The 26,673-nt window shown below is 67.1% G+C and carries 25 protein-coding genes; 8 read left to right on the top strand and 17 right to left on the bottom strand.

Going from position 1 to position 26,673, the window contains the following annotated elements; all coding sequences use genetic code 11:
* Positions 1 to 4: 4 nt before the first annotated feature.
* Positions 5 to 1,339: an MFS transporter gene (locus AC5P8D_RS20160; RefSeq protein ID WP_010486964.1), complete on the bottom strand. Its 1,335-nt coding sequence runs from the start codon at positions 1,337 to 1,339 to the stop codon at positions 5 to 7.
* A gap of 223 nt (positions 1,340 to 1,562) precedes the next feature.
* On the opposite strand from AC5P8D_RS20160, the gene yedA reads away from it, so the two are divergent.
* Together yedA and rarD are read left to right on the top strand one after the other, a co-directional pair.
* Positions 1,563 to 2,468, top strand: coding sequence for an EamA family transporter (yedA, locus tag AC5P8D_RS20165; RefSeq protein ID WP_495203599.1), 906 nt, complete (start codon positions 1,563 to 1,565; stop codon positions 2,466 to 2,468).
* A complete protein-coding gene (rarD, locus tag AC5P8D_RS20170; RefSeq protein WP_010486962.1) occupies positions 2,465 to 3,358 on the top strand; it encodes an EamA family transporter RarD in 894 nt (297 codons plus the stop codon). Before yedA ends, rarD begins: the two co-directional genes overlap by 4 nt.
* A 118-nt stretch (positions 3,359 to 3,476) precedes the next feature.
* Here rarD and AC5P8D_RS20175 read toward each other — a convergent pair whose 3' ends face one another.
* The 5 genes from AC5P8D_RS20175 to AC5P8D_RS20195 form a co-directional block, all read right to left on the bottom strand.
* Positions 3,477 to 6,335, bottom strand: coding sequence for a TonB-dependent receptor plug domain-containing protein (locus AC5P8D_RS20175; protein ID WP_010486961.1), 2,859 nt, complete (start codon positions 6,333 to 6,335; stop codon positions 3,477 to 3,479).
* A 359-nt stretch (positions 6,336 to 6,694) separates the two neighbouring features.
* Positions 6,695 to 8,017: an ABC transporter permease gene (locus AC5P8D_RS20180; protein WP_495203600.1), complete on the bottom strand. Its 1,323-nt coding sequence runs from the start codon at positions 8,015 to 8,017 to the stop codon at positions 6,695 to 6,697.
* A gap of 13 nt (positions 8,018 to 8,030) precedes the next feature.
* On the bottom strand, positions 8,031 to 9,188 hold the full coding sequence (locus AC5P8D_RS20185) for an ABC transporter permease (protein ID WP_019338655.1): 1,158 nt from the start codon (positions 9,186 to 9,188) through the stop codon (positions 8,031 to 8,033).
* Positions 9,189 to 9,202: 14 nt separating this feature from the next.
* Complete coding sequence (locus AC5P8D_RS20190) at positions 9,203 to 9,892, bottom strand: ABC transporter ATP-binding protein (protein WP_495203601.1); 690 nt, start codon at positions 9,890 to 9,892, stop codon at positions 9,203 to 9,205.
* Positions 9,893 to 9,994: 102 nt separating this feature from the next.
* Positions 9,995 to 11,248, bottom strand: coding sequence for an efflux RND transporter periplasmic adaptor subunit (locus tag AC5P8D_RS20195; RefSeq protein ID WP_461295718.1), 1,254 nt, complete (start codon positions 11,246 to 11,248; stop codon positions 9,995 to 9,997).
* A 202-nt stretch (positions 11,249 to 11,450) separates the two neighbouring features.
* On the opposite strand from AC5P8D_RS20195, the gene AC5P8D_RS20200 reads away from it, so the two are divergent.
* From AC5P8D_RS20200 to AC5P8D_RS20215, 4 genes are read left to right on the top strand one after another with little or no spacing between them, the layout of a single operon-like run.
* The gene (locus tag AC5P8D_RS20200; protein ID WP_191850484.1) at positions 11,451 to 12,347 is read left to right on the top strand and encodes an ABC transporter ATP-binding protein; all 897 of its coding nucleotides are present in this window, start codon (positions 11,451 to 11,453) and stop codon (positions 12,345 to 12,347) included.
* Entirely contained in the window at positions 12,344 to 13,126 is a 783-nt protein-coding gene (locus AC5P8D_RS20205) for an ABC transporter permease (RefSeq protein ID WP_329837402.1), read from the top strand. Before AC5P8D_RS20200 ends, AC5P8D_RS20205 begins: the two co-directional genes overlap by 4 nt.
* Before the next feature lie 6 nt (positions 13,127 to 13,132).
* Complete coding sequence (locus AC5P8D_RS20210; protein WP_495203602.1) at positions 13,133 to 14,347, top strand: sensor histidine kinase; 1,215 nt, start codon at positions 13,133 to 13,135, stop codon at positions 14,345 to 14,347.
* Positions 14,344 to 14,946 carry a response regulator transcription factor gene (locus tag AC5P8D_RS20215; protein WP_049480028.1) on the top strand — a complete coding sequence of 201 codons (603 nt, stop codon included), beginning with the start codon at positions 14,344 to 14,346 and terminating at the stop codon, positions 14,944 to 14,946. The genes AC5P8D_RS20210 and AC5P8D_RS20215 overlap by 4 nt, the downstream gene beginning before the upstream one ends.
* A gap of 577 nt (positions 14,947 to 15,523) precedes the next feature.
* Here AC5P8D_RS20215 and AC5P8D_RS20220 read toward each other — a convergent pair.
* The 10 genes from AC5P8D_RS20220 to AC5P8D_RS20265 form a co-directional block, all read right to left on the bottom strand.
* On the bottom strand, positions 15,524 to 16,060 hold the full coding sequence (locus tag AC5P8D_RS20220) for a cytochrome b (RefSeq protein WP_075675584.1): 537 nt from the start codon (positions 16,058 to 16,060) through the stop codon (positions 15,524 to 15,526).
* The gene (locus AC5P8D_RS20225) at positions 16,057 to 17,160 is read right to left on the bottom strand and encodes a catalase family peroxidase (protein ID WP_495203603.1); all 1,104 of its coding nucleotides are present in this window, start codon (positions 17,158 to 17,160) and stop codon (positions 16,057 to 16,059) included. Before AC5P8D_RS20225 ends, AC5P8D_RS20220 begins: the two co-directional genes overlap by 4 nt.
* A 135-nt stretch (positions 17,161 to 17,295) precedes the next feature.
* The gene (locus AC5P8D_RS20230) at positions 17,296 to 18,663 is read right to left on the bottom strand and encodes a leucyl aminopeptidase family protein (protein ID WP_262102732.1); all 1,368 of its coding nucleotides are present in this window, start codon (positions 18,661 to 18,663) and stop codon (positions 17,296 to 17,298) included.
* A 3-nt stretch (positions 18,664 to 18,666) separates the two neighbouring features.
* Positions 18,667 to 19,386, bottom strand: coding sequence for an HAD family hydrolase (locus tag AC5P8D_RS20235; protein ID WP_029550770.1), 720 nt, complete (start codon positions 19,384 to 19,386; stop codon positions 18,667 to 18,669).
* A gap of 73 nt (positions 19,387 to 19,459) precedes the next feature.
* Entirely contained in the window at positions 19,460 to 19,927 is a 468-nt protein-coding gene (locus AC5P8D_RS20240; RefSeq protein WP_010486940.1) for a hypothetical protein, read from the bottom strand.
* Positions 19,928 to 20,018: 91 nt separating this feature from the next.
* On the bottom strand, positions 20,019 to 21,128 hold the full coding sequence (locus AC5P8D_RS20245) for an AI-2E family transporter (protein WP_019337635.1): 1,110 nt from the start codon (positions 21,126 to 21,128) through the stop codon (positions 20,019 to 20,021).
* Between the two features lie 67 nt (positions 21,129 to 21,195).
* On the bottom strand, positions 21,196 to 21,663 hold the full coding sequence (locus AC5P8D_RS20250; RefSeq protein WP_312719961.1) for a protein sip-5: 468 nt from the start codon (positions 21,661 to 21,663) through the stop codon (positions 21,196 to 21,198).
* Positions 21,660 to 22,130: a phage holin family protein gene (locus AC5P8D_RS20255; protein WP_010486934.1), complete on the bottom strand. Its 471-nt coding sequence runs from the start codon at positions 22,128 to 22,130 to the stop codon at positions 21,660 to 21,662. Before AC5P8D_RS20255 ends, AC5P8D_RS20250 begins: the two co-directional genes overlap by 4 nt.
* Positions 22,131 to 22,138: 8 nt before the next feature.
* Positions 22,139 to 22,504, bottom strand: a complete 366-nt coding sequence (locus tag AC5P8D_RS20260; protein ID WP_032128158.1) for a hypothetical protein — start codon at positions 22,502 to 22,504, stop codon at positions 22,139 to 22,141.
* Between the two features lie 101 nt (positions 22,505 to 22,605).
* Positions 22,606 to 24,039, bottom strand: coding sequence for a Do family serine endopeptidase (locus AC5P8D_RS20265; protein WP_010486930.1), 1,434 nt, complete (start codon positions 24,037 to 24,039; stop codon positions 22,606 to 22,608).
* Between the two features lie 491 nt (positions 24,040 to 24,530).
* On the opposite strand from AC5P8D_RS20265, the gene AC5P8D_RS20270 reads away from it, so the two are divergent.
* Both AC5P8D_RS20270 and AC5P8D_RS20275 read left to right on the top strand, forming a co-directional pair.
* The gene (locus AC5P8D_RS20270; RefSeq protein ID WP_495203604.1) at positions 24,531 to 25,391 is read left to right on the top strand and encodes a histone; all 861 of its coding nucleotides are present in this window, start codon (positions 24,531 to 24,533) and stop codon (positions 25,389 to 25,391) included.
* A 107-nt stretch (positions 25,392 to 25,498) separates the two neighbouring features.
* Positions 25,499 to 26,191 carry a hypothetical protein gene (locus AC5P8D_RS20275; RefSeq protein WP_159359678.1) on the top strand — a complete coding sequence of 231 codons (693 nt, stop codon included), beginning with the start codon at positions 25,499 to 25,501 and terminating at the stop codon, positions 26,189 to 26,191.
* Positions 26,192 to 26,206: 15 nt separating this feature from the next.
* Here AC5P8D_RS20275 and AC5P8D_RS20280 read toward each other — a convergent pair whose 3' ends face one another.
* Positions 26,207 to 26,566, bottom strand: coding sequence for a DUF1428 domain-containing protein (locus tag AC5P8D_RS20280; protein ID WP_005407745.1), 360 nt, complete (start codon positions 26,564 to 26,566; stop codon positions 26,207 to 26,209).
* Positions 26,567 to 26,673: the final 107 nt, after the last annotated feature.

The following is a 26,673-nucleotide window of genomic DNA, read 5'->3' on the forward strand; positions in this document are numbered from 1 at the left end:
GCGCTTACTTGCGGGTGCCGTCGAGCCAGTTCGGGCCCTTGTTGGTAAGGAAGAACACATAGACCACCAACGATACCGCGATCGTGGCGGTTACGTAGATAGCGAACCAGTCGACATGGCCGGTCTTCAGCGCGCCCTGGTACAGCAGCGGGGCGGTGCCACCGAACAGCGAGTTGGCCAGCGCGTAACCCAGGCCCACGCCCAGTGCACGCACGTGGGTGGGGAACAGCTCGGCCTTCACCACCGCGTTGATCGAGGTGTAGCCGGTGAGGATGACGAAGGCCATGGCCAGGGTCAGGAAGGCCAGGGTGGCGTCATGCTGGTGCGGCAGCTGGGTGATCAGGTACCAGCTGTACAGCACACCGCCCACACCGAAGAACACCAGCAGGGTCTTGCGGCCGATGATGTCCGACAGCCAGCCGCCGACCGGCTGCAGCACCATCAGGAACGCCAGCACGCCCAGGTTGATCAGGGTGCCGGTCATCGGGTCGTTGCCGGCGAAGGCGCTCTGGATCATCTTCGGGCCGTTCACCGAGTAGGTGTAGAAGGCCACGGTGCCACCGGCGGTGATCAGGAAGCACAGCAGCAGCGGCCGCCACTGGTGCACGAACAGCTCGTACATCGAACCGGACTTCTGTGCCTTGCCTTCGCGTGCGGCTTCGATGGACGACTCCGACAGCGATTCGTCCATGCCGCGGCGCAGCCAGAACACCACCACCGCGGCGATGCCACCGATGCCGAAGGCGATGCGCCAGCCCCACTCGGAGATCTCCGGCTTGCCCCAGAAGGTCAGCATCAGCAGCAGGGTCAGCTGGGCCAGCACATGGCCGCCAACCAGGGTGACGTAGTGGAAGGAGGACAGGAAGCCGCGACGGCCGGGAATGGCGGCCTCGGACATGTAGGTGGCGCTGGCACCGTACTCGCCACCGGTGGCGAAGCCCTGCAGCAGGCGTGCGAACAGCAGGATGACCGCGGCCCAGATGCCGATGCTGGCGGCGGTGGGAGTGATGGCGATGAGGAACGAGCACAGCGCCATCAGGGTGACCGAGACGGTCAGCGCCAGGCGGCGGCCGTGGCGGTCGGCGAAGCGGCCGAAGAACCAGGCGCCGATCGGGCGCATCAGGAACGTTGCGGCGAAGATCGCCCACACGTACATCGTGGAGTTCTTGTCGTCCGGCGAGAAGAACTGCGATTCGAAGTACACGGCGAACACCGAGTACACGTAGACGTCATACCACTCCACCAGGTTGCCGGCGGAGCCTTTGAGGGTGTTGGAGATCGACCGCCGCAAGGCGGCGCGGTCATTTGCGGGTACGGCAGGTTGGGACGTGGTGCTCATCTGGGTGGGAATCCTCGATGCGGCGCGTCCGTGCGCAGGGAAAACGGCGCCCGGCCTTGGGGCGGCGCGGCCGGGCAGCCCTCTTGGTACTGCATCGGCCGTCAACACGGGGTAGCAGACCAGAGCAGGGTGCATGGATGGATGACAGCGTGCCACCGTCCGGGGTGCCGGACCATACTCAAAACGTCCTAGAATCCGCCTTCCCCCGGCTCCCTGGTGTGTCATGTCGGCTCCCCCTTCTTCGTCTGCGGCTGCCCCCCGGGGTGGCCTTGTCGCGCTGGCATTGCTGCTGGTCTACGTGGTCTGGGGCTCGACCTACCTGGGCATCGCCAAGGCCCTGCACGGCGGCGCGCTGCCGCTGACGATGGTCTCCGGCAGCCGGTTCATCATTGCCGGTGGCCTGATGTTCCTGGCCTTGCGCCTGTTCTGGAAGATGCCGAACCCGACGCTGCGGCAGTGGCGCAACCTGGTGGTGATGAGCGTGACCATGCTGGTACTGGGCAACGGCATGGTGGTGCTGGCCGAGCGTGAGGTGTCTTCGGGCCTGGCCGCCACCGCGGTGGCCTCGGTGCCGCTGTGGATGGCGCTGTTCTCGGCGCTGCGCGGCCAACATGCCAGCAAGGGTGAATGGCTGGGCATCGCGGTCGGCTTTGTCGGCGTGGTCTGGCTCAATGCCGGCAGCAGCCTGACCGCCTCACCGACCGGGCTGGTGCTGCTGCTGATCGCGCCGATCGGCTGGGCGTTCGGTTCGGTGTGGGCACGTGGCCTGGACCTGCCGGGCCCGTTCATGACCGCTGCCGGGCAGATGATCTGCGGCGGCGTGCTGCTGGTGCTGATCGGCCTGGCCGTGGGCGAACGCCCGACCACGCTGCCCGATACCGGTGGCCTGCTGGCGATGGCCTACCTGTGCGTGTTCGGCTCCATCGTCGCGTTCACCGCCTACGTATGGCTGCTGCAGAACGTGCGCCCGGCGCTGGCGGGCAGCTATGCGTACGTCAATCCGGTGATTGCGGTGCTGCTGGGCGCTGCATTGAATGGTGAACGCTTTGGATGGCGGGACTTCCTCGCCATGGCGGTGATTCTTCTGGGTGTGGTGGTGCTGACAATGGCAAGGACACGAAAGAAATGAGCATGGACGAGAAAGAACAACGCCGGGGCCTGCTGGTCACTGCGTCCACCTTCGTGATCTGGGGGTTGGTGCCGGTGTACTGGCACCTGCTCAACGAGGTCCCCTCGTTCCAGATCATCGCCCACCGCATCATCTGGAGCACCGTGCTGGTGCTGGGCTGGCTGCTGCTCAGTTCGCGCCTGGGCTGGTGGCAGAAGATCGCCGCACAGCCGCGCGCGCTGCCGATCCTGCTGGTGTCGAGCCTGACCATCGCGTTCAACTGGGGCCTGTACATCTGGGCGGTCAACGCCGGCCATGTGATCGAAACCAGCCTGGGTTACTTCATCAACCCGCTGGTGAACGTGCTGCTGGGCGTGCTGGTACTGAAGGAGCGCCTGCGCCGCCTGCAGTGGGTGGCGGTGGCGATGGCGGCGGTGGGTGTGGCCTGGCTGACCATCGATGCGGGCACGCCACCGTGGATCGCGTTGGGCCTGGCCTGTTCGTTCGGCCTGTACGGCCTGCTGCGCAAGCTGGTTTCGGTCGATCCGGTGGCCGGGCTGGGCGTGGAGAGCATGTACCTGTTCCTGCCGGCGCTGGCGTTCGCGATCTGGGCCGAGAACGGCCATGGCGGCGCGTTCTTCCATGGCTGGGGCTGGCACAACGACCTGCTGCTGATCTTTGGCGGTGCGGTGACGGCCGTGCCGCTGATCGGCTTCGCTTACGGCGTGAAGCGCATTCCGCTGTCGCTGGTCGGCATCCTGCAGTACATCGCGCCGAGCCTGCAGCTGCTGCTGGGCGTGTTCTTCTTCCACGAAGCGTTCGATACCGCCAAGGCGATCGGCTTCGCGGCGATCTGGGCCGGCCTGGTGCTGTTCGTCGGCGACAACATCCGCACGATGCGCAAGCGTTAGCGGCGCCGGGAGCCGGCCCCGCTTTCCGCAAAAAAGAGCGGCGCCCCGAGGGGCGCCGCTCTGCTTCCATCCACCGCCAGGAGAGAGAGATGGCGGTGGCGGGAACGCGGTTGCAGGCTTAGAAGCGCTGCTGGTACTTCATGTACATGAAACGACCGATGTCGAAGCCACCGTAGTAGGTGAAGCTGCTGTTCGGCTGGCTGTACATGATCGGACCCTGGTGGTCGAAGACGTTGTTCACGCCCAGCGACACGGTGCCGTCCCACGGCAGGCTGTAACGCACCTGCAGGTCGTGGAAGGTGTTGGAGCCCACCTTGCGGCTCGGCTGCGCATCGGTGTACGGCGAGACGAAGCCGGCCATGTTGCAGTCCGGGCCACCGGCCAGGTCATACGAGCAGGCTTCCTTCATGCCCGAGTAGTAGCGGGCGGTCCAGCCGATGCCCAGATCGCCGTACTGCCAATCCAGGTTGAAGGTCGAACGCACGCGGAAGTTGCCCTGCCAGCCGGTCTTCTGCTCCACCGGCGTGGTAGCGGCGCTGTCGTTGCGCTGCTCCAGGTAGTCGGTGTAGGTGGTGTTCCAGTTGATGGCGAACTTGCCGTACGCGGTTTCCGGCAGGCGGTAACGCACGCCGATGTCATAGCCGGCGGTTTCGCGATAGCCAGCGTTGACCAGCGAACGATCCAGCGCCGAGACCTGGCCACGGGTGGCCGCAGCGGTGGAACGGGTGAAGCGACCGCAGGCCGAATCCACGCCCTGCACGTAGCACTGGTTGAGGATGTCGGTGGCCGACTCGCCGACGATGGCGTTGTTGATGCGGATCTTCCACCAGTCCAGGCTGACGTCCAGGCCCTGCACGAATTCCGGGCTGTAGACCAGGCCGACGGTCCAGGTCTTGGCGGTTTCCGGCTTCAGTTCCGGGTTGGAACCCGAGTTGAAATCGGAGGTGGCCTGCTGGCCCGGGCGGTTGGCAAGGTTGCCGTCCGCGCCGGTCTGCTGACGGAAGTTGGCGGGCACATTCAGCGCCTTGCAGCGTGCTGCCACGGTCGGGCTGCTGGCGGCGATGCCGAACTTCGTATCGCACGGATCGGTGAACGAGTCGCGGCTGGACACGGCGCCGCCGTAGAGATCGTCCACGGTGGGTGCACGGAAGCCGGTACCGTAGGTCGCGCGCACCAGCAGGCTGTCGATCGGCTTCCACTTCAGGCCGAACTTGCTGTTGGTGGTCGAACCGAAGGTGTTGTAGTCGGTGTAACGACCGGCCAGGTCCAGCGACAGTTCACGCGCGAACGGCATGTCGGCCAGCAGCGGCACCTGCATTTCCAGGTAGACCTCGTTGAGCGAGTAATCGCCACGGGTCGGCTGGCCGGTGGTGCCGGCGATCTGGCCCTTCTGCACCATCAGGTCCGGGGTGTAGCTGGCCTCTTCGCTGCGGTGCTCGAAGCCCATCGCACCCATGATGTCACCGGCCGGCAGAGTGAACAGCGAGCCGGAGATGTTGGCGCTGGCCACCTTGGTGGTGCTCTTCATCTTGTCCACGAAGCGGGTGAACAGGTAGTCCTGCACGTCCTGGTTGCCCAGCGAGCCCGGGCCCGCATAGCCCATCGGCGCGGCCGGGTTCCACGGCACGCAGCCGGCGATCACCGCACCCGGAGTGCCGCAGCGTGCCACGGTGCCATCCATGAAGGACGGGCCGACCGCCAGGTCGACGTGCGGCTGGTACATGCTGCCGGTACCGATGCGCTCGCCTTCATTGCGGTTGTACATGTAGCTGACGTTCCAGTCCCAGTAACGCGAACCGGTTTCGAAGCTGCCTTCAAGGCCGATGCTGGCGCGCTTGGTGTCCAGGTTGTTCTCGGTGCCGCGCGGCAGTTCTTCAGTGCGGTGCGAGAACAGGACGTCCTGGCCCCACTTGTTGAAGGTGCTGTCCTTGGACAGGGCAGCACGGGTGCCATTGCGGGCCTGTGCGGCCGATACCGAGTACGGGTAGCCGGCCAGGTGCTTGGTCGACTCGCGCTTGCTGTACAGCGCGTCGGCCACGATGCGCAGGTTGTCGGTGATCGAGAAACCACCGTTGGCGAACACCGAGGTGCGCTCCAGACCGCTCAGCAGGCTCATGTTGGTCTTGGCGTTGGCACCATCAGCCGGGTCCGGGGTGTGGAAGTTGCCAGCCTGGCTCGGATTACCGCCCGGGCCCACGGTCAGCGGCTTGCCGCCGACGGTGACGGTGCCCCACTGGGTGGTCGGGCTCAGCGCGTCGACGTCATCGGCGTGGCGCGGGCCACCCGGGTAACGGCTGAACTCGCGCTCGCTGCCGAGGATCTCGTCTTCCTTGGTGCGCTCGGCGCCGACGCTGAACCAGCCGCGGTCGAAGGTCTTGCCGAAGGTAGCGCTGTAGGAGCGCTTCTGGCCGTCGCCTTCACCGTACTGGCCGACGTAGACGCTGGCTTCGCCGCCGTCGAAGTTCTTGCGGGTGATGATGTTGACCACACCGGCGATGGCGTCCGAGCCGTACAGCGCGGATGCGCCGTCGGTCAGCACTTCCACGCGCTCGACGATGGCGGACGGAATCGAAGCCAGGTCGGAGTAGCCACCGGCGCTGACGCCCATGCGGCGGCCGTCGATCAGCACCAGGCTGCGTTCCGGGCCGAGGTTGCGCAGGCTGACGTACGTGCCGCCGAAGTCGCGCGAAGAACTCAGCGACGACGAGCGGCTCAGGCTCGGAGCACCGGCGGCGGTGACGTCCTGCAGGATGTCGGCGACGTTGATGTAGCCCTTCTTCTCGATCTCGGCGCGGCTGAGCGCGACGACCGGCTGTGCGGTCTCGACGCTGGCCTGGCGGATGCGCGAGCCGGTGATCTCGATGCGGTCGAGGTTGGTCGGGGTATCGCCGGCGCTCTGTGCGAAGGCGGGGGTGGTGCAGCTGGCGGCCAGCGCGATGACGATCGCGTTGCGCAGCGGAGTGGTTTTCAGGGACATCCGTGACATCTCGTGTTTCAGGAAAACAAGCGTCCGTTCTGTGGGCGCGTGGGGTGCTGCAAACCAACGTGGGGGCCGGGATTCTAGAGTGTTTCCATTCGTAACTGTTTGTCGCCATGCCGCTGAATGTGCGCGAAGATGAATCGCAACCAACAATCCACAGATGCGACGTGCGCAGCGTCACGCACGTTGCATGCGCGATGGGCAGAGGCATCGATAGCGGCGGATTTCCGCCGATCTGTAGCAGTGCGTGTGCGCAGGCACCCATCCGCGCCATGCATGGATGATGTGCAAACAAAAAGGGACGGAGCCTTCGCTCCGTCCCTCTGCAGGATGCGCAATCTATCGCTGGGAAATGCTCAGGTTTCGCGCAGCGCCGTGGTGATCGGCAAACGTGCCGCGCGCAGCGCCGGGAACAGGCCGCCGACCAGGCCGATGCCCAGCGCCCATTTCAAACCCGTCCACAGCAGTTCCGGCGACACATGGAACTTGAACACCACTGCGCTGAAGTTGCTGCCGATGGTGGACACGCTGTAGCCATTGAACAGCAGCCATGCCACCGCACAGCCGAGCAGGCCACCCAGCAGCGCCAGCAGCATCGTCTCCAGCATCACCGCGGTCACCACCGGCAGGCCCCGGAAGCCGATCGCGCGCATGGTGGCGATCTCGCGCGCACGCGTGGCCACGGCCGCATACATGGTGTTGAGCGCGCCGAACACCGCACCGACCGCCATGATCGTGCCGATTACCTTGCCGAGGATGTCGATCAGCTTGGTCAGCCCACCGCCCTGCTTGCTGTAGTAGACACGGGTGGTTTCCACGTCCAGCTTCAGGCGTGGATCAGCGGCGACGGCGGCCTTGAACTGCTCGAAGCCGGCCTTGCCATCGGTGCGCACGCTGATCGACTGCCACGCACTGCGCTGGTAGGTGGTGGCCAGCGTATCGGCGTCGGTCCACAGTTCCGAATCATGTGCATCGCCGGTGGCGAAGACGCCCACCACGGTCCAGGTCTGGTTGCCCAGGGTCAGCGTCCTGCCCACATCCAGATCGCGGAACTGGCCCTTGGCGCCCTGGCCGACCACGATCTCCCGCAGGCCAGTGGCGAACGTGCGGCCTTCGACGATCTTGACCTTGTCGTGCACCGCCCACGCCTGCGGGCCGACGCCGCGGAACTGCGCGTTGACGTCGGTGCCATCGGACTTTGACACCAGGTTGACCACCTGCGACAGCTCTGGTGACAGCAGCGGCCGACCTTCGGCATCGCGGGTGATGCCGGGCAGGGTGGACAGCGTGGGAACCTGCTCGCGGGTGATGACCGAGTTGGTCTCGGCCTGCGAGCCACCGCGCAGCACGATGGCGGTGGTGTCATCGCCGGTGTTGTTGAGCGTGGCCTGGAAGCCTTCGCCCATCGCCAGCATCGCCACCAGCACGCCGACCACGCCGGCGATGCCGACCACGATCACCGAGGACGCGCCCCAGCGCTGCGGCAGGCTGGCCACGCCGATGCGGGTGGCGGCCAGTGCCAGCCGGCCGCCACGGGTCAGCAGAAGCCACAGGGCCACCAGCACGGCCACGGCCAGCACGCCGATCCACGGCAGGCTGATCCACAGCACCAGGCCGATCACCATCAGCAGCATCGTCACGCCGTTGCCCAGCCACTTCTTGAGTTTGCTCTTGAACATGTCGGTGTTCTCCTCAGCGGCCGGCCAGTGCGTCGACGATCTTCAGGCGCTTGGCACGCAGCGCCGGCAACAGGCCGACGATGATGCCGATCACCACGATCAGGCCCAGCCCCATCAGCCAGGTCGGCGTCGGCACGTGCGGCGGCAGCATGCCCATGCTTTTCGGCCCGATCGCCGGCAGGATCAGCGCGGCCAGGCCCATGCCGATTAGCCCGCCGAGGCCGATCAGCAGCACCGACTCCACCATCACCAGGGTCAGCACGGTGCTGTCCTTGAAGCCCAGCGTTTTCAGCGTGGCCAGTTCCGGCACGCGCTCGCGCACCGCCTGTGCCATGGTGTTGCCGGTCAACAGCAGCAGGGTGAAGAACACCGCGCCCATGATCGAAGTGACGATCATGCCGATGTCGGCGAACTGCTTGACGAAGGCCTGCTGGAACGCCGATTCGGTCTGGGTCTTGGTCTCGTGGTCGGAGTTGGCCGAGATCGCGTCGATGGCCTGAGCCACCCGCGAGGAGTGGTCCGGGTTGTCCAGCGTCACCGTGTACCAGCTCACCTGGTTCTTGATGTAGTCGTTGGATTCATCGAAGTACTTCCAGTTCATCATCAGCTGGCGTTCTTCATTGGCGGCCAGCGCACGGTCCTTGGAGCGGTAGATGCCCTTCAGCTCCAGCGGCCAGTCGTTGCTGCCGCCACGCGGGAAGATCGTGGCCTGCAGCGGGATGGTGTCGCCGATCTTCCAGCCGAACTGCTTGGCCAGGGTTTCGCCGACGATCGCACCGGTGCGGGTCTGCTTCCAGTCTTCCAGCTGCGCCGGATCGATCTGCAGTTCGCGGTAGACATCGAAGTAGTTGGGCGACACCGAGAAGTTCGGGAAGAAGTTCTTCGGGTCCTGGTAGATGCCGCCGAACCACATGCCATAGGCCACGTCGCGTACGCCGGCCACCTGGCGGATCTGGGTTTCAAGGCGGATCGGCAGCGACTGGGTGATCGACAGCCGCGAGGCCACCACCAGGCGGTTGGCGCCTTCCACGCTGCCGCCGGACGAGAACGCCACGCGCACCGAGTCGAGCATGCCGAACAGCAGGAACGCGGCCACCACCGACAGCAGGGTCAACAAGGTGCGCGTGCGGCTGCGGAACAGCTGCGCCCACACCAACGAGAAGTATTTCATCGCCGTGGCCTCCGTCAGTGGGCCAGCGGCGCGTCGGCCAGCTCGCCCTTGTCCAGGTGCACCGTGTGCGTGGCGTACTCGGCGGCCTTCGGGTCATGGGTGACCATGATGATGGTCTTGCCGTGTTCGCGGTTGAGCTGCTGCAGCAGGCCCAGGATCTCTACGGCGGACTGGCGGTCGAGGTCGCCGGTCGGTTCGTCGCAGATCAGGAATGTCGGGTCGGAGACGATCGCGCGGGCGATCGCCACGCGCTGCTGCTGGCCGCCGGACAGTTCGTTGGGGCGATGGCTGCGGCGGTCGGCCAGGCCGACCAGGGTCAGCGCGATCTCGGCATTGCGCTTGCGCTGCGCCGCGCTGAGGTGGGTCAGCAGCAGCGGCAGCTCCACGTTCTTCTGCGCGGTCAGCATCGGCATCAGGTTGTAGAACTGGAACACGAAGCCGACGTGGTGGCTGCGCCAGGTGGACAGCTGGGCGCCGCTCATCTGGTCGATGCGCTCGCCCTCGATGCTGATCTCGCCGCCACTGGGGTTGTCCAGCCCACCGATCAGGTTGAGCAGGGTGGTCTTGCCCGAACCGGACGGGCCCATCAGCGCGACGAAGTCGCCGCTGGCGATGTCCAGGTCGATGCCGTGCAGCACCTGCACTTTCTCGGGGCCACGCTGGTAGGTCTTGGTGATGTTGCGCAGTGAAACCAGGGTCGACATGGGTTGTTCTCCACGGAAGGCGGGAAACGGGGAAGCGCACCTGCGGTGGCTGCGGGCGTGCGTCGAGCGGTGTTGCCGGCGGCGCCCATGGGCGCCAGGCCGTTACTGCGCTTGTTTCTGTTGCACCTTGGCGCCATCGCGCAGGGTGTCCGGCGGGTTCACCACCACCGATTCACCTGCACTCACGCCCTTGAGGATCTGGCGGTCCTTGCCCATCGCCTGGCCGGCCTCGACCTTGCGCTGCTGTACCCGGTTTTCGTCACCCAGCACGAAGGCCACCGATGCGCCCTCGCGCTGCACCACGGCGCCGCCCGGCACGCGCACACCCTGCGGCTTGGCGGCGGCCTGCGGCTGGGCCTGTTCCAGGAAGCTGACCCGCACGCCCATCTCCGGCACGATGCGTGGGTCCTTCACTTTCAGCGCCACGCGCACCTTCACCGTGGCCTTGCCGCGGTCGGCGGTGGGGATGATGGCGATCACCTCGCCCGGAATCTTCCACTCCGGATAGGCGTTGAGCGTGGCTTCCACCGGCATCTTCGGCTGCACGCGGCCGATGAAGGCCTCGCCCACCTCGACTTCGATCTCCAGCGAGTCCATGTCGACGATGGTGCCGATGCCGGTACGGGTGAAGCCACCGCCTGCCGACAGCGGCGAAACGATTTCGCCGGGCTGCGCGGCCTTGGCGGTGACCACCCCGGAGAACGGCGCGCGCACGATGTTGTTGTCCACGCCCAGATCGGCGATGGCCAGCTGGTCGTTGGCGACCTTGACGTTGCGCTGGGCGGTCTCCAGCTGCGCACGCAGGCTGTCGCGCTGTGCCACGGCCTGGTCGTACTGTGAGCGCGATACCAGCTGCTGGCCGACGAGTGCCTGCAGGCGGCTGGCTTCGGCGGTGGCCTGCTTCTGCTGCGCCTCCAGCCCGGCCACCTGGCTGCGTGCGGCCTGCAGCTGCGAGGCATACAGGCTGCGCTGCGCATCGGCATCGATCGGGTCCAGGGTGGCCATCACCTGGCCGGCTTCGACCCGCATGCCTTCCTCGATCATCACCTCGCGCACCTTGCCGGTGATCTTGGCCGACACCGTGGCCATGCGGCGGGCGACCACATAGCCGCTGGCGTCGAGCACCGAACTGCTGGCGCTGCCCTGCTGGATGGCCACCGCAGGGGCAGTTTCCACTTCCACGGCCGGCGCACGGCCGAACAGGAAGGCGACGGCGGCGGCGATCAGCAGCACGGCCACGATGATCGCGATCCACAACCAACGGCGACCACCGCCGTTGCTGCCACCACCGGAGGCCGGCGGGGGCGATTTGCGGTCGATACGGAGTTCCTTCAACAGCTCGGCAGAAGCGTTCATTCGTTCCATCACAGGCGTTCGGGCGGGTGTGGCCGGAAGGGCAGACGGCGGCGGTTCCGGCGGTGGAGCGTGCGGCACAGCATGAAGGCGGGTACGGCGATGACGGCAGTGACAGCTGTCACCCGATGACACTGACGGCGGCAACTGCGAAATGTGACCACGCCGGTACAGGATGGCAACGTCCCCGCTACCGGTACCGCCCATGGATCCGATCGCCCCGTCGCTGGCCCGCCTGCAGCAGGTGCAGGTGCGCTACCGCGACCATACCGCCCTGCATGGCATCGACCTGCAGGTCCGCGCTGGCCAGGTGCTGGCATTGCTGGGCCGCAACGGTGCCGGCAAGAGTACCGCGATCAGCGTGCTGTTGGGCCAGCGTCGCGCCGATGCCGGCCTGGTCGAGCTGCTCGGTGGCGACCCGCAGCAGCGGGCCAGCCGATTGGGCCTGGGCGTGATGCTGCAGAGCACGAACCTGCCGCCGATGCTGCAGGTGGACGAGCTGGTGGCCCAGGCCAGTGCCTGTTACCCCGACCCGATGCCGTTGCCGGAGGTACTGCAGCGCGCCGGACTGCAGGCGCTGGCGCGCCGCCGCTACGGCCAGCTGTCCGGCGGCCAGCAGCGCGCCGTGCAGTTCGCCATCGCGCTGTGCGGCCGCCCGCGGGTGCTGTTTCTGGACGAGCCCACCACCGGGCTGGACATCCAGGCGCGGCAGGCGATGTGGCAGGCGGTGCGGCAGTTGGTGGCCGAAGGCTGCGGCGTGCTGCTTACGACACACTATCTGGAAGAGGCCGAGGCGCTGGCGCAGCGCGTCGTGGTGCTGGAAGGCGGCCGGGTACTGGCCGACGCACCCTTGGCCGAGCTGCGCCTGGCCGACCGGCCGCGCCGCATCCGCTGCCGCAGCGTGCTGACTGTTGAAGACGTACAGCAATGGCCGGGTGTGCAGCAGGTGCAGCGTGACGGCGAGCATCTGCAGCTGCTGGCCAGCCCGGCCGAGCCGGTGGTGGCGCGCCTGCTGGCCGCCGATGCGCAGCTGCGTGAGCTGGAAGTACAGGGCGCGGCGCTGGCTGACGCCTTCCTCGACATGACCCGGGAGGCCGCATGAACACGATGACCCGTACCGGCACCACACCCGCGCCGCCATCTGCCTGGCGCCAGGCCCTGCGTCCGTACCGCGCTGAACTGGTGGCCGAACTGCGCCGCGCCTGGCGCACGCCGGCCTTCGCGGTGCCCTCGCTGCTGTTCCCGGTGCTGTTCTACCTGCTGTTCGGTGTGCTGCTGGGGCGTGGTCACGCACCGCTGTACCTGCTGGCCACCTACTGCGTGTTCGGTGCGATGGCCCCGGCGCTGTTCGGCTTCGGCGTGCAGCTGGCGCTGGACCGCGAAGGCGGCCTGCTGACCCTCAAGCGCGCGCTGCCGATGCCGCCGGCGGCACCGTTGCTGGCACGACTGGCGATGGCGGTGATGTTCGCGCTGCTGGTGGCCTCGTTGTTGATCGGCGTGGCATCTGTGCTGGGTGGTGTGCAGCTGCACGCCCTGCAGGTGCTGCAGCTGCTGGCGGTGGCGGGCCTGGCAGCGCTGCCGCTGGGGGCGATCGGCCTGCTGATCGGCAGTCATGTCAGTGCCAGCGCGGCACCGGCGATGGTCAACCTGGTCTACCTGCCGCTGGCCCTGCTGTCGGGCCTGTGGCTGCCGCTGTCGGTGCTGCCGAAGCTCTTCTCGACGATGGCCCCACTGTGGCCGACCTGGCATCTGGCACAGCTGGCGCTGCCGGTGGTCGGGTTGCCGTCGGTGGGCAGCATGGCCGGCCATCTGCTGGTGCTGCTGGCGGTCACGGTGGTGGCGCTGCTGCTGGCCCGCCGCCGCCTGCGCCGGATCGGCTGAACTGGCATGATCGGCAGCGATCGTCCCCGCCTGGATCACCCCGTGTCGTCGAGCTGGCTTGCATCCCTGCTGCGCCCTGCGCCGGATTCGGCGGTGGCCGACAACCTGCGCCGCGGCAAGCCGGCCTGGGCCGATGCCATCCACCTGCTGTGGACGGTGTGGGTGTTCATGACGCCGCTGTTTTCAGGGGGGTACACGCTGCGCTGGCTGTGGTTCACCCTGGCCAGCTATCCGTTGTTCCTGCTGTTGTATGCGCGCCTGCTGCTGTCGCCGCGGCACCATGCGCCCCGCTATGCACTGGCGATGACCGCGCTGGCGATCGTGCTGGTGCCCTGGTACCCATCGGGCATCAGCTACTTCATTTTCGGCTGCGTGATGCTGCGGGTCTGCGGTCGCAGCAGCTGGTGGCGTTATCTGTTGCTGCTGGTCGTACTCAACGCGGTGTTCTACCTGGTGGCCTACCTTGCGCACTACCCGTGGCAGAGCCTGGTCTGGGTGCCGGCGGTGTCGTTCATCATCGGCATGGTGGTGAACGTGGAGACGGTGAACAAGGAAAAGGATGCCGCATTGCAGCTTTCGCAGGAGGAAGTACGGCGGCTGGCCACCACCGCCGAGCGCGAGCGCATCGGCCGCGATCTGCATGATCTGCTCGGCCATACCCTGTCTTTGATCACGTTGAAGCTGGAGCTGGCGCGCAAGCTGCACGACCGTGGCGATGCCCGTGCGCGGCAGGAGATCGGCGAAGCCGAGGACATCGCCCGCGAAGCGCTGGCCCAGGTACGCAGTGCGGTCACCGGCATCCGCGCCAGTGACCTGGCCGGCGAACTGGCCTCGGCGCGCCTGCTGCTGGAATGCCAGCAGGTGCACCTGCAGTACGCGCCTCCACCGCCGATGCCGGTGGACGTGGAGCGCGGACTGGCGCTGGTGCTGCGCGAGGCGGCAACCAATATCGTGCGCCACGCGCAGGCGACGCAGGCGCGGGTGGAATTCATGCTGGAAGGACGAATGCTGGCGATGCAGATCCGCGACGATGGCCGTGGCGGCGTACAGGCCGAAGGCAATGGATTGTGCGGCATGCGCGAACGGGCGATGGCGCTGGGTGGACAGTTGTCACTGCAGTCGCCGCGCGGAGAGGGCACGGTAGTGACCGTGCGCGTGCCACTGGTGGCCGCGACCACGCCGCTGTCGCCAGCGTTACTGGCGCAGGATGGTGCTGCATGATCCGCATCCTGCTGGCCGAAGACCAGGCGATGGTGCGTGGCGCGTTGTCGGCACTGCTGAGCCTGGAGCCGGATATCGAGGTGCTGGGCAGCGCCGCCGACGGTGAGGCTGCGTGGCGCATGCTGCAGCAGCTGCAGCCGGACATCCTGGTGACCGACATCGAGATGCCGGGCCTGTCCGGGCTGGAGCTGGCACAGCGCATCGCCCGCCATGAACTGCCGATCAAGGTGGTGATCGTGACCACCTTCGCCCGCGCCGGTTTCCTGCGCCGCGCGCTGGAAGCGGGCGTGCTGGGGTACCTGTTGAAGGACGCACCGGCGGAGAACCTGGCCGATGCACTGCGCAAGGTGAAGCAGGGTATCCGTGCGATCGACCCGCAACTGGCACTCGATGCCTGGTCGCAGGCCGACCCACTGACCGACCGCGAGCGCCGCGTGCTGCGGCTGGCCGGCGAAGGCCGTACCGCCAGCGAGATCGCCGAGCAGCTGGGGCTGTCGCACGGCACGGTGCGCAATTACCTGTCCGAGTGCATCGGCAAGCTGGGTGTGGCCAACCGGATCGAGGCGTACCGGCTGGCGCGGCAGAAGGGGTGGTTGTAGCGGCGTGCGCCGACACACTGGTAGCGTCGGGTGATGCCCGGCGGATCATTCCCGCGCCTGCGGAGGGGTGTCACTTTCTTTGCGCGCAAAGAAAGTAACCAAAGAAACGCTCCGCCGGCCGCGAGCCGGCGTGCTTCGCACGCCGGTGCCCTGCGCTCCTCGGTCCGTCGAGGGACGGCGCGGGAACTCGCTGCGCTCAGACACCCGCGCCTCTTCGCCCTCGCCGGACCTGCGGTGCTCGGCTCGCTCAAGGCGGACTGGAAGGTCAAGATCAACGGCAACAGCATCCACGCATGGCGTGGATCTACTGGGTGCAGCTGTCGCTCTTGATGTTGGGTCCGCCTTGAGCGAGCCGAGCATCGCAGGGGAATCAGGGGCGAAGAGGCGCGGGTGTCTGAGCGTAGCGAGTTCGGCGCCGTCCCCTGATTCACCGAGAAGCACAGGGCACCGGTGCGCAGCACCGGCTCGCGCTCTGGCGGCGCGTTTCTTTTGGTTACTTTTCTTTTCGCGCGAAAAGAAAAGCGACACCCCACCGCAGTCGCGGAAATGATCCGCCGGGAACGCCCGGCGAACCCGATCAATCCTTCCCGCGCGCCATCGCCTGGAACACCCCATCGCGCCGCACCCACAGGTGGAACAGCGCAGCCCCTACATGCATCAGCACCGTGGCGAACAACACATACGCCAGCAGGCTGTGCGCATTGCGCAACGCGGCATACAGCGCCGGGGTGTGCGGCACGATCGGCGGCAGGTGCAGGCCACCCCACAGCACGATCGGGTAGCCGCCCGCCGACAGCATTGCCCAGCCGATCAGCGGCATCGCCAGCATCAGCGCGTACAACATCCAGTGCGAGGCCTTCGCTGCCAGCACCTGCCAGGCGGGCAGGTCGGAAGGCAGCGGCGGCGGGCGATGGCGCAGCCGGTTGTACAGGCGCAGCAGCACCAGTACGCCGATGGCGATGCCCAGTGGGCGGTGCAGGTCGATCAGCATCGGCCGCAGGTGCAGCGAGGCGACCATGGTCACGCCGATGAACAGCATGGCGATGATCATCAGCGCCATGGACCAGTGCAGCACCCGCGCGAGCAGGTTGAAGTGGCCGTTGCCGGTGCTCATCGTGCGGCCTCCTTCGGTTGCTCGACGTTGCCGGAGGCGCGCTCGCGTTCGCGGCGGTTGAAGGACTGCGAATACACCGCCGAGCGGGCGGCCAGGATCGGGTCGTCACTGCCGCGCACACCACTGGGCAGGATCAGTGGATCGAAGTTGATCTGGCCGCAGGCACCCTGTTCCTGCGACTGCATGCGGTCCAGGCTGAGTACGCCGGCCACCACCTGATCACGCGACTCGGGCCACGGTACTGACGGATCGTCGATGGCATCGCCGGGCCCGGCGGTGGTCACGACCAAGTTCCAGCGTACCGGGCCGCTGGCCAGGCGCTGCTGCAGTTCCTGGCTGAGGAAATCGACACTGGCCTGCTTGCGCGTTTCCGCATCCATCTCCACCACCGGCGCCTGTGGCTGCCAGCGCCAGCGCACCGCACGCTTCTGGCCCTGTGCGTTGGTGAACCAGAAGCTGTTGACGCTGTTGAAGGTGGTGTCGGCCCAGCTGCTGGTCCACGGTGCCGTCTTCGCCCACTGCTGGAACGCCTGTGCACTGGGGTACTTCGCCAGCACTGCAGCCATCTTCTGCGGGTCGGGCTTGCCGGTGGCGGGGTCCGGAATGGAGGCGCGTGTCTGCGCGTAGAACGCCTCGGCATCGGGCACGGCGAAGAACGGGAAGCTGTTCATCGCCATCCGCCATTCCTGGCCGTCATCGCTGACCATCTGCACCGCGAGGCTGCGCACGCGTGCGGTGTTGTCGGCGCCGTAGGGGTCACCGCCGCCGATCGAAAGGCGGCCCATCACCGGCACGCGGCGCTGCGAGAACACCCGTGCACTGGACAGGGTGGGCGCCTGCGCGCTCGGTTCGAACCAGCCGCTCACGCACACGCCCTTGCTGTGCGCACGGCGGAACCCGGGATGGGCCGGGCCGGTGGCCTCGATGGTGTCGGTGAAGCGCTGCGCGGTCAGGCGGTTGCCGATCCAGCCGGCCAGCCAGGCGAAGGCCAGCGCGATGGCACCCAGAATGAGTGCGATCAGTGCGATCCAAGGCAGGGGGGAATGCTTGCGTGGTGCGCCCGGCGTCTGGCCAGCGCGGGTGTAGCGGAAGAGCGACATGGTCGGAGTCCTGCCTTCACGGAGCGTGTGGGTGGTCGACCCACACATCCTCGCAGAACCCTTCCAGGCCCGGTATTCAAATTTTCGTCAAGTTTGCCGGGGACGGCGTGCCGACCAAGGTCGGCACCCACCCGATCAGCTGTAACGCGCCTTCAGCATCGCCCACGCCGAACGCAGCGCCAGCGCTTCGCCACCGGCCGGACGGCCCGGGCGCTCACCGTCGTTCCAGGCATACACATCCAGATGCGCCCAGCGCTGGCCGTCTTCCAGGAAACGCTCCAGGTACAGCGCGGCGGTGACCGAGCCGGCCATGCGCGAGCCGGCGTTGGCCAGATCGGCGATGCCGCTGCTCAGGTAACGCAGGTAAGGGCGCCACAGCGGCATGCGCCAGACCGGGTCGCGGGTCGCATCACCGGCCTGCAGCCACTGCTGCGCCACATTGTCGTCATTGCTGAAGAGCGCCGGCAGATCCGGGCCCAGCGCGATGCGCGCGGCGCCGGTGAGGGTGGCAAAGTCCAGCACCAGGTCGGGTTTCTGCTCGCTGGCGAAGGTGAGCGCGTCGCACAGGATCACGCGGCCTTCGGCGTCGGTGTTGTCGATCTCCACGCTCAGGCCCTTGCGGGTGGCGATCACTTCGCCCGGGCGGAATGCATCCGGGCCGATCGCGTTTTCCACCGCCGGCACCAGCAGGGTCAGGCGTACCGGCAGCCCGCGTGCCATCACCAGGCCGGCCAGGGCCAGTGCGTGCGCGGCGCCGCCCATGTCCTTCTTCATGTTGCGCATGCCGTCGGCCGGCTTGATGTCCAGGCCGCCGGTATCGAAGCACACGCCCTTGCCGACTAGCACCAGTGCCGGATCGGTGTCCTTGCCCCAGCGCAGCACGACCAGGCGCGGTGAGCGGTGCGAGGCGCGGCCCACCGCGTGGATGGCCGGGAAGTTCTGCTTCAGCAGTTCGTCGCCGGTAATCGCCTCGACCTGCGCGCCGTGCGCGTCGGCCAGCGCGCGCGCGGCGTCTTCCAGCTGCTGCGGACCCATGTCTTCGGTCGGGGTGTTGACCCAGTCACGCACGCGCAGGCTGGCGGCGATCAGGTCGGCCACTTCGCCGGTCGGCTCGGCCACCAGGCGCGCCGGCGCACGGTGGCGCTTGCGATAGCGGTCGAAGCGGTAGCTGCCCAGGCCCCAGCCCAGCTGCAGCAGCGCCAGTTCGGCGGCCGGCAGTTCGCTGGCCAGCTGCCACACGCTGCCTTCCGGCAGGGCATGCGGGGCATGCGAATAGCTGTAGGCATCGGCACGATCACCGACACCGATCACCGCTCCGGCCAGGCCATCGGCGCCGGGCAGCAACGCCGTGGTGAAGGCACCGGCGGTGAAGCCCTGCGACGCCAGCCATGCCTGGGTGGCAGCCGACTGGCCGTCCTTCCAGGCCGCGAACTGCTCGCGGTCCAGCACGTACAGCGGCAGTGCTGCGGCGGTGTCGGCAGTGAAACCAGTGATCTCGCTCATGCGTCAGGTACTCCGGGATGCGGCAGCGTCGAGGTTGGCGTCCAACCAGTCGGCCAGGCCGGTAAGGGTGTCGAACTGCAGGTCCGGCTGCAGCTGCGGATGGGTCCAGGTGGCTGCGTCGCGGTTGATCCAGCAGCCGCGCAGGCCGGCGGCGATCGCCCCGGCCACGTCCATGTCGGCGTGGTCGCCGACGTGCAGTACCTGTGCCGGTGCCACACCCAGTCGGGTGCAGGCGGCGTGGAAGATGCTCGCCTCCGGCTTGGCCGCGCCGTGCTCGCGCGCGCCCAGCTGGAAGGCGAAATGATGGGCCAGGCCGATCCGCTCCAGATCGGCATTGCCGTTGCTCAGCGCTGCGACCGGTACCCGCGCGGCAATCCGCGCCAGCGCGTCGATCGCATCGGGGTAGCACTCGACCTGATTGCGCGCGGCGAAGAACACTTCATACGCCGGCTCCAGCAGATCCAGGCTGGCGCCACTGGTGTGCAGCGCTTCGTGCAGGGTCAGCCGGCGCAGTGCGCTCAGGTCGTGATGGAGGTGCGGATGGGCGTGGTACAGGCGCTCGCGCAGTTCGCGCATTGCCGCCACCGGATACATCTCGGCCGTGGCGGGGCTGTTTTCACGCATCCACTCGTGCAGGACCAGGTCGATGCGGGCGCCGATCGGAGCGAACGGCCACAGCGTGTCGTCAAGGTCGAGGGTGATGGCTTGGACGGGGAAATTCACCCCGCCATTCTACCCCTGCCCGCGCGGGCTTTCATGCGGCGCGGCGGGCGGGGGGCGCTGGGGCAGGACGGGGTCAGCGCAGGTTGTACGAGCAGGCGATGGTGGTCTGGCCGTCGAACTGCTGCACGTCCAGGTTGTGCCGGCCCACTTCCTTCGTATAGGTGCCCGCCACCGGGTCGGACATCTTCGCCAGTGCCGCGATCTGTTCGACGCTCGCTGAGCTGAAGTACGCAGTGAAACTGTCGATGCCGTCCTCGCCGCTGTCGCCGTCATACGACTGCAGACGGTTCACGGGCTGGCCCAGCACCATCAGCGGCGTGGTCAACCGGAACTCGCCGCTGGATTCGCCGTTCTGCGCCCGCGCCGGGGCCGGTGCCAGCAGCCGGGCCATGGCGTCGAACTGCTTGGGCGTGAGGTGCCGCTTGCAGGTTACCGCGTCGGCAAGCTGGGTGCGTGCCTGGTCGGCAGTCGGGGGTGCAGCGGCGAGCGCGGGAGCGGCAAGGCAGGCCAGGGCAACGCAACGGGTGGCGAAAGAGATCATCCGAACGGATCCATCCGAAAAGGGGGCCATAGTCTGCCACTTCATTCCTGTTTCGGGTTCCGCCATCGGCGTCCTTCATTTACTGATGCCGTTATTCCAGCAGCCGTGCCCAGCCCTGCATGCCGTCCAGGCGTGCCAGCACCAGCTTGATGCAGACCAGCAGCGGCACCGCCAGCAGCAGGCCGATCATGCCCCAGGCCCAGCCGAATACCATCAATGCCAGGATCAGCACCAGCGGTGATAGCTTCATGCGCCGGCCCAGCACGATCGGGGTCACCATCTGCCCTTCCAGGGTATGCAGGGCCAGGTAGGCGGCGGCTGGCAGCAGCGCCTGCAGCGGGTCGCGGAATTCAACGAAGCCCATCAGCAGCATCAGTGCTACGCCGATCAGGGGGCCGACATACGGGGCGAAATTCAGCAATGCCGCTACCGTGCCCCACAGCAGCGCCTCCTGCAGGCCGATGCCGAGCAGCATCAGCACGCCAGCGAACACCAATCCGACCAGCGTATTGATCACGCTGATGGTCAGCACATAGCGCGAAACCTCGCGCTCGATCGAGCGCAGGATGTCACTGGTGAATCGCTGCTGCTGGCGGTTCGGGAACAGGGCGATGGCCGCGCGCTGCAGGCTCTGCCCATAGATCATGAAGAACAGCGTGAGCAGCACCACCGCCAGCACCGAGGCGGCCAGCCGCGGCGCGCGGGTCAGCATGCGATAGGGGTCGTCCATCTGGGTGCGGATCACCTGCACCTTGTGGTTGCTGTCACCACCGGCCACGCGGGCGAAGTTTTCCGCCGCCTGGTTGGCCTGCTGCACCGGTTTGGTCAGGTCCTGCACCTGGCGGGCGACCTTGCGCAGCTGCTGCGGTGCTTCCTGCGCCCATTCCATGGCCGGGCCGATCAGCTGCACCGCCAGCGAACCGGTCACGCCCAGGCCGGCGCCGAGGATCAGCAGTGCGCCGAGTGCGCGTGGAATCCACAGCTTCTGCAGCAGGCGCAGGATCGGATTGCCGACCAGCGCGAAGAACATCGCCAGCAGCACCGGCAGGATGATGTCCTGTGCCGCCCACAGGGTGTAGCCCACCGCCAGGGTGGCCAGCACCACCAGCGACATCGGTCCGCGCGGGCGCGATGCGGGCGGCAGCGGAACGTCGGGCTGTTCGGGGCCGGCCGGTGACGGGGACAGGAGGGACTCGCTCATCGACGCACCAACCGGGAAGGGGAGCGCATTATCCGCCGGCCGCGATCGGCGCGGCGGATTCCATGGTTCAACGTTCGGACAGCTCGGTGGCCGCTTCGGCCGGACGCGGTCCGCGCAGGTCCGGTTCCGGTCCTGGCTTCGGCACGGAGCGTGGTGCCGGTGCCGGACGTGCTTCGGCAGCGGAGGCCGCCGCCTGTGCCTGTTCGCTGGCCTCGTCGGCTTCTTCGGCCGCGTCGTCGGCGGTGGCTGCGGCCTGCGCCGCCATCGCCGTGGCGAACGCCGCCTGTGCACTGGCGAACAGGTTCGAGACCGAGCCCACCATCTGCAGCCAGCGGGCACCGTTGACCTTGCCCGGCACTTCCAGCTTGCCGGCGATGAAGCCACCGGCCAGTCCGACCACCACGATGCGCAGCGGCGACCAGCCTTTTCGCCAGACGTCGCTGAGCGTGGACCAGTGGTCCTGGGTCTCGCCCAGACGCACGGTCACCACCTGTTCGCAGCGTTTCACCCGCCGTTGCAGCGCGCCGAACTTCATGGCTTGCCCTCGGGCAGCTGCACCTCGGCATCGGGATCGTCTTCGCTGGGTTCGTCGAACAGGCCCAGGCGTGACAGCTGGCGCCGGGTAGCGTGCATGCCGGTGTGGTGGAAGAAGTAGGACACCCGCCAGATCGCATAACCGGTGACGGCCAGGCTCAGCAGCGAGGTGATCAGCAGGGCCTGCAGCCAGCTCAGGCCCCAGCTCTGCAGCAGGGCGATGAGGGTGGCGGCCATCAGCAGCCAGGCCGAGGCACCAAACACGATCGCCACGCCGGCCCAGGCCAGTGCACGACCGAACGCACTGCGTGCCATCGCGAAGTCGGCCGAGGCCAACCGGCGCAGCGAGCGCAGCGTGTGCTTGGCCGAATCGGCAGCGGCACGACCGGCCGCACCGACCTGGCGGATGCTCTCATCCAGCGGCGGGGTAGCCGCTGGATCAGGGGCTTGCGCGTTGTCTTCGCTCACGCCGCGGCTTACTTGTCGCTGCTGCCGCGGGCCAGCTTGGCGATGATCCAGCCGGCAGCGAAGGCAACACCGAACGAGGCCAGCGGACGTTCACGGATCAGCTCCGCGGCGCTGTCGATCAGGTCCTTGCCCTTGTCCATCAGCGCATCCACCTGCTCCTTGGCGGCGGCACCACCGAACTCGGCGGCGGCCAGGCCGGACAGTGCGCTGTCGGACAGTTCAGCCTTGACGTTGGCCTTGCCGATACGCAGTTCGTCGCCGGCTGCGCCGGTTGCACCCTTGATCGCACCGCCGGCGGCCGACGCGGCCTGCTTCAGGTGGGAACCGGCTTCACCCAGGTGTTCCTTCAGGTTCTCGGTATTGGTGGGGCTCATCGAATCACTCCTGTTGCGATGGGGGAACGGGTGTCGGCGGTGCCGACCTGGACTGACAGCAATAGCATTGCCGGGGTATAGGGGGTGTTACGGCAGGGCGATCAGCGCATCACGAGCTGGCCCTGCTGCTGGCCATTGTTGCGCAGCACGCGTATCACCAGGGTCGGCGGGCGCTGCTGGAAGTTGGCGCGCCAGCTGGCCAGGTCGGCGAATTCGCCCACCGTGGCATCGGTGATGATGTCGCCCTGCTGCAGGCCGTTGCTGGCCGCGCGGCTGCCGCGCTTGACCTCGCTGACCAGCACGCCGCCGACACCGGACTGGCGCAATGACTCGGGCAGGTCGACGAAGGTGGCCCCGGTCAGGCGCGGGTCCAGGCTCTCGCCGGTGACCGCGCGCGCCTGTTCCTTCAACGTTGCCTTGATCTGCAGCGGCTTGCCCTCGCGGCGCACGTCCAGCGTCAATGCGCTGCCGACCGCGGCCAGGCCTTCCACGTTGTGCAGGGCTTCGGCGCTGTCCACGCGTTGGCCGTTGGCCGAGACCACCACGTCGCCCGGCTTCAGCCCGGCTGCGGCGGCGGCCGAACCGGCCAGCACGCGCGTGATCAGTGCGCCACGGGTTTCGCCCAGGCCCAGGCCCTGCGCGATCTGCGCGGTCAGGTTCTGGCTTTCCACGCCCAGCGTGCCGCGCACCACCACACCGTGCTTGACCAGCTGGTCGACCACGCTGCGTGCCAGGTTGGAGGGAATCGCCAGGCCCAGGCCGATGTTGCCGGCCATGCTGCCCTGCGGGTTGAAGCTGGCGGTATTGATGCCGACCAGCTGGCCCTGCAGATCGACCAGTGCGCCACCCGAGTTGCCCGGGTTGATCGACGCATCGGTCTGGATGAAGTTCTGGTAGCCCAGCCCGCGGATACCGCTGCGGCCCACCGCCGAGACGATGCCCGAGGTGACCGTCTGGCTGAAGCCGAACGGATTGCCGATGGCCACCACGAAGTCGCCCACGCGCAGCTGGTCGCTGTTGCCGAGCTTGATGTCGGTCAGGTTCTGCGCCGGAATGCGGATCAGCGCGATGTCGGTATCGCGGTCCGAACCGAGGAATTCGGCCTTGACCGTGCGCCCGTCGGCCAGTGTCACCTGTACGTCATCGGCGTTGTCGATGACATGGTGGTTGGTCAGCACCAGGCCCTCCTTGGCGTCGATGATCACGCCCGAGCCCAGCGATTCGTTGATGCGTTCCTGCGGGATGTCCGGGAACAGGCGGCGGAAGAACGGGTCGTTGAAGAAGGGGTTGCGCACGCGCACCACCTGCTTGGTGTTGACGCTGACCACTGCCGGCATCGCCTTCTCCAGCATCGGTGCCAGCGACGGCACCGCCTGTCCGGCTACCGAGGCGGGCAATGCCGCCGTGGTCGGCAGCACCGCTGGCAGCGGCGCGGCATCGGCACGGTTGTCCAGGTGGGCATTGATGCCGGTGGCAACGAAGCCACCGAAGGCGGCGGCGATTGCGAGCGTGAGCAGGGTGGGAAGCGGTCGCATGGGAGTCGGTTCGCTGGCGTGGGTGGGGGCGGTTCGGCCCTACGGTAAAACAAGCTGAATGAGTGTGTCGCGATCTGGATAAATGCGCCATGAAAACCCGGCGCCCGGAACGCAGGTCGGCATCGCCATCTGTGGGGCGGTACCGACAACATCGGGCGTGCTTCTCAACGTGCCGACGTCTGCCGAAGCGCATGCGGATACAGGCCGATACTTGCGCAGTTCTGCGCATCCTGGTGCCGCGATGCGCCATATCGCATGCCTTTCGCTGTATTCGGACTGGTGCACGCAGGCAGCACCTGCCGCTACCCGGATCGTGCGGCGCAGCACTGAAAAAAAGGGGTTTCCTGTCAACCCACTGTGCTCGCGAGGGTGCCCGGCTACACCATTGCCGTCGCAGCAGATGCGATTGCTGGTGCATGCCCCGTTCCACGATCGTCAATGTCGGTATAGCATCGCCCCGTTTTGATACTTAAGGCCCCCAGGAGGGCAACATGAGCAACGGTAATGGTGTGTCGGTCGTGACCGACGCCGTCGAGAACGTCAAAGAAACCGCCACCAACGTTGGCGAGACCATCGCCCACGCTGCCGAAGACGCAGTGAAGTCGGTCAAGAAGACCGTCAAGCGCGCCACCAAGGCTGCCGGTACCCGCGTTGCCAAGGCCAAGAAGGCCGTGGCCAAGGTCGAGAAGACCGTTGCCAAGAAGGCCGAGAAGGCTGCCAAGTCGGTCGGCAAGACTGTTGCCAACGCCAAGAAGAAGCTGGAAGCCGCCAAGAAGAACGCCAAGGCCGAAGCCGCTGCCCTGAAGAAGGAAGTGGCCAAGAAGAAGGCCGCTGCAGGCAAGGCTGTGACCAAGAAGGCCGCTGCTGCCAAGAAGACCACCAAGGCCGCCACCAAGGCTGCCGGCAAGAAGGTCGCCACCGTGAAGAAGGCCGCCACCAAGAAGGCTGCCGTCGCGAAGAAGACCGTTGCCAAGAAGACCGCGGCCGCCAAGAAGGTTGTCGGCAAGAAGGTCGCTACCGCCAAGAAGGCCGTGGCCAAGAAGACCGTCGCCGCCAAGAAGGTCGCTGGCAAGAAGGCCGTGGCTGCGAAGAAGGTTGTCGGCAAGAAGGTTGCCGCCACCAAGAAGGTCGCCACCAGGAAGACCGCTGCCGCCAAGAAGGTTGTGGGCAAGAAGGCTGCTGTCGCCAAGAAGGCCGCCGGCAAGAAGACCGCCGTTGCCAAGAAGGCAGTTGGCAAGAAGGTTGCCGCCACCCGCAAGACTGTCGCCAAGAAGGCTGCGCCGCTGAAGAAGGTCGCCGCCAAGAAGGCTCCGGCCAAGAAGGCCGTGCGCAAGGTCGCCAAGCGCAAGTAATCGCGCCGTGACCGAAGGCCCTGCCACCCCCCGGGTGGTGGGGCCTTTCGCGTTTCTGGGACGCGGTCTGGGGCAGGATGCAGGTTCTTCCCGCCGGAGCCCCGGGCATGCGCGGTATCGACTTCAGTTCCTGGCAGGGCGTGCTGTCCACCTTGGCCGGCCTGGTCCTGATCACCCTGCTGGGCGTGGGCATCCGCCTGCTGGTGATGCAGACCCTGCAACAGCGCCGCGAGCGCGAGAACCGGCAGATCAACGAACGGCTGCGCACGCTGATGGCGGCCTACAAGACCCTGGGCGGTTCGTTCACCGGCGAACTCGGTGTGGATCCCAGCCATCGCCGTGACCTGCGCCAGCGCGAGGATGCCGAGGGCATCGCCGAGCCGCGCTCGGATCGCGCGCGCCGCATCCGTGATGCCGTTGAAGCGGCGTTGTCGGACATCCTGCTGCTGGGCACCGACGAACAGGTGCGGCTGGCCGCGCGTGCCGCCAATGAACTGGCACAGGGGCGGCCGGTGCACATCCACGAACTGGTGGTCTCGCTGCGCGACTTCGTGCGCGAAGCGCTGGATCTGGCGCCGATTCCGACCGACCTGCAGATACCGCCGCAGGGGCCGACCCGGCCGGGTGGCGCCAGTGGCGGTGGCAAGGGCCGCAACGAGGGCGATGCCAAGGGCGGTCGTGCGGGTGGAGGAGGTGGCGGTGGCGGAATGGGCGCAGGCATGGGCGGTGTGGGCCTCGGCGCCGGCGCCGCACTGGGCGCCGGCCATGCCTCTGCCAGCGATGAAACGGGCGCGCGCTGAGCACGTCCGCCCGTTTCAGCGCGTCAGTTCGTAGATCGGCACGAAGCCGCCGTAGATCATCCGCGCGCCGTCGAACGGCATCGGATTCGTCGCCGGATCAAACCTTGGGTCTTCCATCATCTTCTTCATGCCGGCGTCGCGGGTCGGCTTGTCCGGCCATTCGATCCAGGAAAACACCACCGTCTCATCCGGCGTGGCTTTCACTGCGCCGAAGAAGTCGGTGGTCTTGCCGTGCGGCACGTCATCGCCCCAGCACTCGACCACGCGCAGCGCGCCGTATTCGATGAAAACGGGATCTCCTGTGCGTGCGTGGGCGAGGAACTTCTCCTTGTTGGCGGTGGGCACCGCCAGGACGAAACCATCGATGTAGCTCATAGCCTGCCTCCGGATGGACCGTGCCGCATGCACGGCCTTCAAGTACCCGACGAACCAGGGCGTCGTGGATCGACATCCTGCAACCGACAGTCGTTGTGCCGATGAAA

The sequence above is a fragment of the Stenotrophomonas sp. YJH_SMC_101-4 genome, assembly GCF_059370395.1.